This is a genomic window from Pseudomonas sp. SWRI18 (assembly GCF_014268345.1).
GTDB lineage: Bacteria > Pseudomonadota > Gammaproteobacteria > Pseudomonadales > Pseudomonadaceae > Aquipseudomonas > Aquipseudomonas cedrina.
The window spans coordinates 117,190-126,248 of record NZ_JACCQQ010000021.1 but is presented as its reverse complement, the minus strand read 5'-3'; the positions used below and the strand labels follow the sequence as shown (position 1 = coordinate 126,248).

8 protein-coding genes are annotated in these 9,059 nt (G+C 57.9%); 5 read left to right on the top strand and 3 right to left on the bottom strand.

The window, feature by feature from the left end:
- Positions 1–48: 48 nt before the first annotated feature.
- Complete coding sequence (locus H0Z09_RS21435; protein WP_186693286.1) at positions 49–666, top strand: TPM domain-containing protein; 618 nt, start codon at positions 49–51, stop codon at positions 664–666.
- A 140-nt stretch (positions 667–806) separates the two neighbouring features.
- A complete protein-coding gene (locus H0Z09_RS21430) occupies positions 807–2,009 on the top strand; it encodes an SAM-dependent methyltransferase (protein WP_186693284.1) in 1,203 nt (400 codons plus the stop codon).
- A 252-nt stretch (positions 2,010–2,261) separates the two neighbouring features.
- On the opposite strand, the gene H0Z09_RS21425 is transcribed toward H0Z09_RS21430, so the two are convergent.
- A complete protein-coding gene (locus H0Z09_RS21425) occupies positions 2,262–3,278 on the bottom strand; it encodes a DUF4917 family protein (RefSeq protein WP_186693282.1) in 1,017 nt (338 codons plus the stop codon).
- A gap of 123 nt (positions 3,279–3,401) precedes the next feature.
- On the opposite strand from H0Z09_RS21425, the gene yiaY reads away from it, so the two are divergent.
- Complete coding sequence (yiaY, locus tag H0Z09_RS21420) at positions 3,402–4,550, top strand: L-threonine dehydrogenase (RefSeq protein WP_186693280.1); 1,149 nt, start codon at positions 3,402–3,404, stop codon at positions 4,548–4,550.
- On the opposite strand, the gene H0Z09_RS21415 is transcribed toward yiaY, so the two are convergent.
- Positions 4,517–5,701 (bottom strand): MFS transporter, encoded by a 1,185-nt coding sequence (locus H0Z09_RS21415; protein WP_186693277.1) that lies wholly within the window; start codon positions 5,699–5,701, stop codon positions 4,517–4,519. The genes yiaY and H0Z09_RS21415 overlap by 34 nt on opposite strands.
- Before the next feature lie 102 nt (positions 5,702–5,803).
- Positions 5,804–7,030 (bottom strand): aminotransferase class I/II-fold pyridoxal phosphate-dependent enzyme, encoded by a 1,227-nt coding sequence (locus H0Z09_RS21410; protein WP_186693275.1) that lies wholly within the window; start codon positions 7,028–7,030, stop codon positions 5,804–5,806.
- A gap of 328 nt (positions 7,031–7,358) precedes the next feature.
- On the opposite strand from H0Z09_RS21410, the gene H0Z09_RS21405 reads away from it, so the two are divergent.
- Together H0Z09_RS21405 and H0Z09_RS21400 are read left to right on the top strand one after the other, a co-directional pair.
- On the top strand, positions 7,359–8,033 hold the full coding sequence (locus H0Z09_RS21405) for an NAD(P)H-binding protein (protein WP_186693273.1): 675 nt from the start codon (positions 7,359–7,361) through the stop codon (positions 8,031–8,033).
- Positions 8,033–8,971 carry a LysR family transcriptional regulator gene (locus tag H0Z09_RS21400; RefSeq protein WP_076950163.1) on the top strand — a complete coding sequence of 313 codons (939 nt, stop codon included), beginning with the start codon at positions 8,033–8,035 and terminating at the stop codon, positions 8,969–8,971. The genes H0Z09_RS21405 and H0Z09_RS21400 overlap by 1 nt, the downstream gene beginning before the upstream one ends.
- Positions 8,972–9,059: the final 88 nt, after the last annotated feature.

Below are 9,059 nucleotides of genomic sequence, written 5' to 3'. Positions count from 1 at the left end.
GGGCTTCGGGCGGGTGGTGATGACAATAATCAGAGAGCAACTACAACCATGGCATTACTGACTGAACACGAGCAGCGCCAAGTCGCCGAAGCGATCGCCCGCGTGGAAAAAACCACCGACGCGGAACTGGTGACCGTATTGGCCGCCCGCGCGGATGACTACGCCTACATCCCGCTGTTATGGGCCAGCCTGATCGCGTTGGTGGTGCCGGGTGTGGTGCATTACTTGTCGGGTTACCTGACCATGTACACCTTGCTGCTGGCGCAATGGGCGACGTTCATTGTGTTGTGCCTGGTGTTCCGCTTGCCCAAGGTCACCACGCGGTTGATCCCCCGTTCGGTGCGCCACTGGCGCGCATCCAACCTGGCGCGGCGGCAGTTCCTGGAGCAGAACCTGCACCACACCGTGGGCAGTACCGGGGTGCTGATTTTTGTCAGCGAGGCTGAGCGGTATGTGGAGATTCTGGTGGATAACGGCATCTCCACGCGCCTGGATGACAGCTGCTGGGATGCGATCGTCAAGGCGTTTACCCAGCAGGTGAAACAGGGGCAGACGCTGGCCGGGTTTATCAGTTGCATTGAAGCCTGCGGCGAGTTGTTGAAGGTGCATGTGCCAGTGACGCAGGCGCGTAATGAACTGCCCAATCGCCTGGTCGTACTCGAATAAAATGTGGGAGCGGCGGTGCGACGATTCCACATTGGGTTCTGTGTCAGCCATCTGATCGACCGTTGATCAAATAACCCCGTGCCCAAAACCCCCATCCCCCCTAAAATGCCCGGCATTCCCTGCCCGAGGCGTTTTTGTTCATGTCTGTCACCGCTCAACCGGATCATCACGCCCAGTTCATCGAACTGCTGAGCGCAAGCCTCGTGCAGAACGCCTTCATCAAACTGGTGCTGGCCAAGTACGTCGGTACCGAGGCCGAGTTGCAGCGGCTGATCATCAAGCCTGTGACGGTCAAGGAGCAGCCATGCCTGTCCTTCGTCTATCGCTACAAGACCCGCGACATCACCAAGAATTTTCCTGTGGCAGAAGGCGTGGCGGCGATTGCCGAACTGCTGCCGGCTCAGTTCAAGAACGCGCACTTGCTGTCGCTGACCGACGAAGCCCAGCTCGAATACGGCAAGAAGAACAAAAGCTCGCTGTTCAAAAGTAAGCCGCAGCAACTGCGCGAAGCGCCTTCGGCCGAGCATAACCGCGAGAAGCATCGGTTTCTCGACCTGAGCCGGCCGTTCCTTGCCGACCTGGGCGTGACCGATGCCAGGCAGGCGCTGATCCCGTCGATGTCGCGCAAGTGGAAGCAGATCAACAAGTTCATCGAAGTGTTCAGCCATGCGCTGACTTCTTCACCCTTGAAGCTGGATCAGCCCGTGCGCGTGGCCGACTTTGGCTCGGGCAAGGGTTACCTGACGTTCGCCATCCACGACTACCTGCGCAACACCCTCAAGGCCGAAGCCGAAGTGACCGGTGTTGAATTGCGCGAAGACATGGTGACCCTGTGCAACACCGCCGCCGCCCGCCTGGAACATCCGGGGCTGGTGTTCAAATGCGGCGATGTGCGCAGCGTGGCGCCAAGCGAGCTGGACGTGATGATCGCCCTGCATGCCTGTGACATTGCTACCGACTATGCGATTCACACCGGCATCCGCTCCGGTGCGTCGATCATCATGTGCTCGCCGTGCTGCCACAAGCAGATCCGCCTGCAGATCCAGAGCCCGGTGCTGCTCAAGCCGATGCTGCAATACGGCCTGCACCTGGGCCAGCAGGCGGAGATGGTCACTGACAGCCTGCGCGCGTTGTTCCTCGAAGCCTGCGGTTACGAGACCAAGGTGTTTGAGTTCATCTCGCTGGAACACACCAACAAAAACAAGATGATCCTCGCGGTCAAGCGCGCCGAGCCTTTGGGCAACGCGCAGTTGCTGGAGAAAATCCAGGAGCTGAAGGCGTTCTACCACATCACCGAGCATTGCCTGGAAACCCTGCTGCGCGCCGATGGTTACCTGACCTGAGAGCTGGCTTGTGATATCTACACAAGGCTGACAAATCTCCCTGTAGTGAGCGGGCTTGCCCCGCGCTGGGCTGCGAAGCGGCCCCAAACCAGGCGACCTGGTTCTATCTGGACTCCGCGGTGGCTTTATTGGGGCCGCTTCGCAGCCCAGCGCGGGGCAAGCCCGCTCACTACAGATGTTTCTGCGTCCTTAGATACCGATGGCTATCACAGGCAAGCCAGCTCCCACATTTGATCTTCTTAGTTCAGACGATCAGCGTTCGACAGGTACTGACAGTGCAGAATTACCCAGCGCGTGCGTGCGTGCCGCGTAGAACCTCAACTCGGTACCTGTTCCATCAAACAACTCCGAATACCGCCGCTTCTGCTGGCGAATAAACCCGTCGCTGCGCCCCGACACCGAAATCGCCAGGGTCGACGGCCGGGCCTGGCGAATCGCATCCACCAAGTGTGCGTCCTGCGGTCCCAGATCATGACCGAAGATGCACAGCGCGCCTTTGTGGCTCAGCAGCTGTTCATAGCAGAACGACAGATAATCCGAACTGCGGATGGTCTTGAGTTTTTCCTCAACCTTGCCCTCGCTGACAAACAACGGCACATCGTCCAGGGTCTTGAGGGTGTTGTTGATCGCAAAACTGCTGAGCAAGGTGCTGTCGGTGGTCGGCAATTTGCGCGCGGTGCCGTCGAGGCTACGCACCAGGTGCAGGCCGCCGTGCAGGTAGAGAATGCGTGTGGCGCTTGTGCGAGTGTCGCGCAGGTCAAAGCTGGCGTCGGCGCTGCGGAACAGGTCATCGATGCCCGGCGTGTGCAGGATCGCCCAGTAGTTGAGCAGGTCGTAGTTGCTGGTGAACACCGTGGGGTAACTCATCAGTTCGCTGCTGATTGTCGCCAAGGTCGAGGGCTGCACCAGGCGCCACGGGATGTGCACGGCGTGGATGGTGTTGATCAGGGCTTCCTTGATTGCGTAGTAGCGATTGCGCGGCGCCGCCGAACTGACTGCCAGGGCCTTGTTGACCCGGCTGGTGGTCTTCAGCGCGCCCAGCGCTTGTTCGAAACTGCGGGTTTGCAAGGCGTCGAACACGCTGAGCTCGGATTGGCTCAGGGGTTTTTCTTCGACGGTGCGTGCGTTTTCGAACAGTGAGTCGTAGGCAAAGTCTTCCCAAATCGTGCGGCTGGCGCCGTTGCCGATCAGAATCCCGTTGAAGTCGAGGATCGAGCGCACTGCGCTCCAGTCTTCAAGGTGGGCGTCAATATCCTGGAAATCCTTCATTGGTGCGGTTCTACTCGAAATCGGCTGAGCGGTGACTTTATCACGGCCAGGCGTTGATCCTGATCAAGATGCCGCACGCGTCACCGGTTGATCCTGTGGGCATAACGCCTCTGAGGATTCGCCATGAGCAGCACCTTTTTCATTCCCACCGTGAACATCATGGGCACCGATTGCCTCGACGAAGCCATGATCGCTATTCGTAACTACGGTTTTCGCAGGGCGCTGATCGTCACCGACACCGGCCTGGCCAAGGCCGGTGTAGCGAGCATGATTGCCGAGAAACTGGCGATGCAGGACATCGACTCGGTGATCTACGACGGCGCCAAACCCAACCCCAATGTGGACAACGTCGAGAAAGGCCTGGCGCTGTTGCAGCAGAGCGACTGTGACTTCGTGGTGTCCCTGGGCGGCGGTTCGCCCCACGACTGCGCCAAGGGCATCGCCCTGTGCGCCACCAACGGCGGGCATATCGGCGATTATGAAGGCGTCGACCAATCGAGCAAACCGCAATTGCCGCTGGTGGCCATCAACACCACTGCCGGCACCGCCAGCGAGATGACCCGTTTCTGCATCATCACCGACGAAAGCCGCCACGTGAAAATGGCTATTGTCGACCGCAACGTCACGCCGCTGCTGTCGGTCAACGACCCGAGCCTGATGGTGGGCATGCCCAAGGGCCTCACTGCCGCCACCGGCATGGACGCGCTGACCCATGCCATCGAAGCCTACGTATCCACCGCCGCCACACCGATCACCGATGCCTGCGCAATCAAGGCCATCGAACTGATCAGCGCCAACCTGCGCCTGGCCGTTTGCGACGGCAGCGACAAGGCTGCACGGGAGAACATGGCCTATGCGCAATTTCTTGCCGGGATGGCCTTCAACAATGCGTCCCTGGGGTTCGTGCACGCCATGGCGCACCAACTGGGTGGTTTTTATGACCTGCCCCACGGCGTGTGCAACGCAGTGTTGCTGCCCCACGTGCAAAGCTTCAACGCCAGCGTCAGCGCCAAGCGCCTGAGCGATGTGGGCCGCGCGCTGGGCGCCGACATCAAGGGCAACACTGACGAAGAGGGCGCCCAGGCGGCCATCGCGGCCATTCGCAGCCTGGCCCATGACGTTGAGATTCCCGCCGGGTTGCGCGAGTTGGGCGCCAAGTTGCAAGACATTCCACTGCTGGCAACCAATGCGCTGAAGGATGCGTGCGGGCTGACCAACCCACGCCGGGCGGATCAACGTCAGATCGAGGAGATCTTTCGCAACGCGTTCTGACCCTCCCGACAGCGGGCGACGCATACGCATGCCGCGCCCGCCAACGCCATGCATAGAACTGCCATCGGCCATGCCTGATGACTCACCAGTAGGCTCGCCATTGCGCCAATCAACGCCGCCAGGAGTTGGTGCATGAAGCCACTTAACGCCATGGCGTAAGCACCGTTTACGGGTGACGTATCGTTGGCCAATGACAAGCTGATCGGGTAGCTCATTGACTGACCCAACACTGCCAGGCAATACGGCAACCACAGCAAGATGGCGAGCCCACCAGTAAATACACTGCCCAGCAACATCGCGGCTGTCCCCGTCAGTACCAGTGACACGCCCCAGCCCATCATCCTCAACCGTCCCGCGCGAGCAACGAAGCGATTGACCATCAACGCCCCCGCCAGATACGCCGCGCTGATTGGCCAGCCCAGCCAGCCATACTGCGCGGCGCTCCACTCGAACCGCCCTTGCAGAATCATTGGCGCGCAGGTGTTAAACGCAATGATCACCCCATAACCCAGGCCGCCAGCCAATGCCGCATACAGAAATGGCGGATGCCGCGCGATCGCGGCGTAGATGCGCCAGGCGCAAACCGACGAATCCGCCTTTGTCCACGTGGAAAATTCCAGCCGTTGTAACACGCCCATCAACATGATGGCCCCAATCGCCAACCCGTAAAAAATCGACTTCCAGCCGAACACCACCTGCAATAACGAACCTATGAATTGGCCGATACCCAAGGCGATCACAAAGGTCATTCCCAGCCACGACAAACCCTTGGCCAACAATGCACCGCTGAAACTGTCCCGCACCAGTACCCGCGCCATGACCGAAACACCGCCTGCGCCAAAACCTTGAATCAGCCGTAATGACAGGAAGGCTTCAACGCCCAGCGCCGATGGAATTGCCGCACTCGCCAGCGCATACACCGCGAGCGCCGCCAACAGTACGGGCTTACGCCCAAAACGTTCGCCCAGACTGCCACATAACAACATCGGTAATGCCATGCCAATCAGGTAGAACGCCAAGGCCAGCGCAACGTGATCTTCGGCGGCGGCGAGCGAGTGGGCGATGACAGGGACGGCAGGTAGATAGCTGCTGATGCCCACTTGGACGAGAAAGGCGGCACAGCAGGCGAGGGTGAGCGTTGTATTTTTCAAGAGCAGCGTCCATCAGAAGTCAGTTCCGAAATAATCATTGAGCACCCTATATTTGAATAAACTGTATCGATTGATGCTCTTGATTGTCGGGGCGTGAGAAGGTTAGCTGCTGATTTTGTTTTCTTCGATTAAACTCATGAGTCTCGAACAAAATGAAAGTAATATTTCAGGGGTCATGTCTGCTCTGAGCGTTATTCGGATTGCCGCTTTTTCTCTGGGCACAACAGGAAAAAATACGGCGGAAGTGAAGAAGCCGCTGTCGGCGAGCTGTGCAGCAACTGTATTTGCTTTTTTCCCGTCGCCACAAGTTATTAGTCGGATCGCCGTGTTCGTGCCTTGTTGCTCTGTACAGATGAGGCTGTCAAATAATTTGATGTTGGTGAGGAGCTTTTCCTGAAGCATGGAGAGCTCTGTTGTCTGGTGAATTTTTATAGAGGCCAAGCCCGCCCCGATAGCTGCGGAGTTTAAACTTTGAGACCAGTTGCTTGGTCCGCCATATCGATACATTAGGGTTTTTTGTTTTTCACTGCCAAACATCACTAACCCTCCGCTGGCACCGAATGATTTGCCGAGCGAAGCAACAATTAATGTTTGATCGTCTAATGTTTGAAAATGTGGCCGGATGAACCCTCTGCCTTTCTCTCCAAATGCAGACAGCGCGTGAGAGTCGTCCAAATAAAGAAACAGTCCGTATCGCGCTTTGAGATAGAGCAGGTTATCAATATCCGCTTTCCCGCCCATGCTGTAGATGCCATCAGCGATGTAAGCAACTTGTTTGCGTTTTTTACATAAACCCTCAATAAAGGACATGTCATTGTGAGGGGCGGTTATTACTTCGGTTTCGTCTGCGCACGTGGCCTTAAGGTGGTTCATTGAGTAGTGGGAGTTTTTGTCGAATACCATTGTCGGCGGTGTGTTTTTAGTGAATGCGCCGCTAGCGAGTAGAGGCAGTAATCCAGAACTGGCTGAACTGCAGGATAAAGTAGTTAGGCAGATCGAGTTGAAGAGCGATGATAACGCTGTTTCATATTGCTCCAGCATTTCAAGTTTGCATCGGTTTTTTGAATTGGCAATTCTAAGCGTCTTGGCTTCTGCTATTCCCTGGATGGCGCCTTCCAGGATGTTATGGTGATAGTCAAGTCCGAGATAGGATGTGGTGCGGAAATGATGGAACTCACGGCCATACTGGTCGATAAGGCAGTTGTTGTTTTTGACCGTTACGTTCAATTCACATATACGCCCTGCCTTGGCTAACTGCCAGTCGTGATCGGCAATCTCAATTATTCTTTTATGGTTGGCGAATTTATTCGTTGCCTGGTCATTTTTCATTTCTTTCGTCCTTGGGGTGGACGGAAGACAGTAACGGGATTTTTTTGGCAGGTTAAGTCAGACTTTTCTGATCGGATGTACTCCGAATGGATGTCTTGGTGTGGGTAACTTCCTACGATTTTAGATGGGCGAATTGCCTATGATTAGTGTAATGGACCGAGGGAAATCTATTCTGATGTGACGAGCCAACCCCAGGACCGTCGGGCAATTTGTTAAGGTCTTGCCCCACAGGATTGAGTAAGGTGCTTATGTACGCGCCGAATGTGACGATCGCCTTTCAAGACCTGTCTCTCGGATAGTCAAAACCAGTTGTTCAAGGGAGTACTTGATGAGAGTCCTGTTATTCGGCGCCACCGGCATGGTCGGCCAAGGCGTGCTGCGCGAGTGCCTGCTGGCTGCCGACGTCCAGGAAGTTGTCGCTGTCGGCCGCACGCCGTTGACCCAGGAGCACGGCAAGCTGCACCAGGTGTTGCACAGCGACATGCTGGACTTCCAACCGCTGGAAAACCTGCTGCAAGGGTTTGATGCGTGTTTCTTCTGCCTCGGTGTCTCGTCGGCGGGGATGAATGAAGCCCGGTACACCCACCTCACTTATGACCTCACCCTGGTTGCCGCCAGCACCCTGGCGCGGCTCAACCCGCAGATGACGTTTGTGTATGTCTCCGGGGCGGGCACCGACAGTTCCGAGGCGGGCAAGTCGATGTGGGCACGGGTTAAGGGCAAGACTGAAAACGCCTTGCTGCGACTGCCGTTCAAAGCGGTGTATGTGTTTCGGCCAGGAGTGATCCAGCCGCTGCATGGCGCGCGCTCGAAGACGCCGCTGTATCAGGTTTTTTATACGGTGCTTGGGCCGTTGTTGTCGGGTGTGCGAAGGATCAGACCCGATTGGGTGGTGAGCACCGAGACGGTTGGGCGAGCAATGTTGCAGGCTGCAAGCCAAGGCGCGCCGCAGCCGGTGGTGGAGCAGGCTCAGATCAATCGCTTGGCCAACGAGCGTCGCTGATGCTGCACAAGAGCCTGGTGCGCCGCCTGGACCTGATCACGCTGCAGCTGTTCGTTGCGGTGTTCGAGGAGGGCACGCTGACGCGAGCCGCCAACCGTGAGGCGATTGCCGTGTCGGCTGCCAGCAAGCGCCTGATGGAACTTGAGCAGGTGCTGGGCGTGAGCCTGTTCGTGCGCCGGGCCAAGGGCATGGACCTGACGGCCGCCGGCGAAACCTTGCTGCACCACGCGCGGCAGATGCTGTTCAACGTCGAGAAGATGGGGTTGGAGCTGGGCGAGCACAGCCACGGCGTGCGCGGGTATGTGCGGATGCTGGCGAATCTGTCGGCGATCATTCAGTTTCTTCCCGAGGACCTGCGGGATTTTTCCGAGTTGCATCCCGAGGTGAAAACCGATCTGGAGGAGCGCCCCAGCAATGGCGTGGTGCAGGGCGTTCTGGATGGCGTGGCGGACCTCGGGATCTGCTCCAGTGACACCGACACCAAAGGCCTGCCCGGCGTGACCTATCGCCATGACAAACTGGTGGTGCTGATGCCGGCGGATCACCCGCTGGCGGCGCGCGAAAGCCTGGCTTTTGCCGAAACCCTGGGCAGCGATTACGTCGGCCTGCACGCCGCCAGCTCCATTAATATGCGCACCCACGCCGCCGCGCGCGAGGCCGGCAGGATGCTGCGCCTGCGTATTCATGTGCCGGGGTTCGATGCCATGTGCCGGATGGTCCAGGCCCATATGGGCATCGGGATCCTGCCGCATAAGGCGTATGAGTTGTTTGGTCGCGCGCTGGGGTTGCATGCCGTGCCCCTGACGGATGCCTGGTCAGATCGCAGCTTGATCCTGGTGGTGCGCGATGAAGCGATGCTGTCGCCCGTCAGTCGATTGCTGTTCGATTACCTCAGAATGGCCGCGCCTGTTCTAGAGCGGCCCGACAGCCTGGTCTGACAGACTATTCCTTGATCGTTCGCGTTTCGCGAACGCTCCTTGCCAACTGACGGTTGGATTTCCTGGGCGGCTGTCCTCTAGCCTTGGC

Coding starts and splice junctions, on each gene's coding strand:
- H0Z09_RS21400 (WP_076950163.1), top strand. CDS start 8,033: ATGCTGCACAAGAGCCTGGTGCGCCGCCTGGACCTGATCACGCTGCAG.
- H0Z09_RS21410 (WP_186693275.1), bottom strand. CDS start 7,030: ATGAAAAATGACCAGGCAACGAATAAATTCGCCAACCATAAAAGAATA.
- H0Z09_RS21430 (WP_186693284.1), top strand. CDS start 807: ATGTCTGTCACCGCTCAACCGGATCATCACGCCCAGTTCATCGAACTG.
- yiaY (WP_186693280.1), top strand. CDS start 3,402: ATGAGCAGCACCTTTTTCATTCCCACCGTGAACATCATGGGCACCGAT.
- H0Z09_RS21405 (WP_186693273.1), top strand. CDS start 7,359: ATGAGAGTCCTGTTATTCGGCGCCACCGGCATGGTCGGCCAAGGCGTG.
- H0Z09_RS21435 (WP_186693286.1), top strand. CDS start 49: ATGGCATTACTGACTGAACACGAGCAGCGCCAAGTCGCCGAAGCGATC.
- H0Z09_RS21425 (WP_186693282.1), bottom strand. CDS start 3,278: ATGAAGGATTTCCAGGATATTGACGCCCACCTTGAAGACTGGAGCGCA.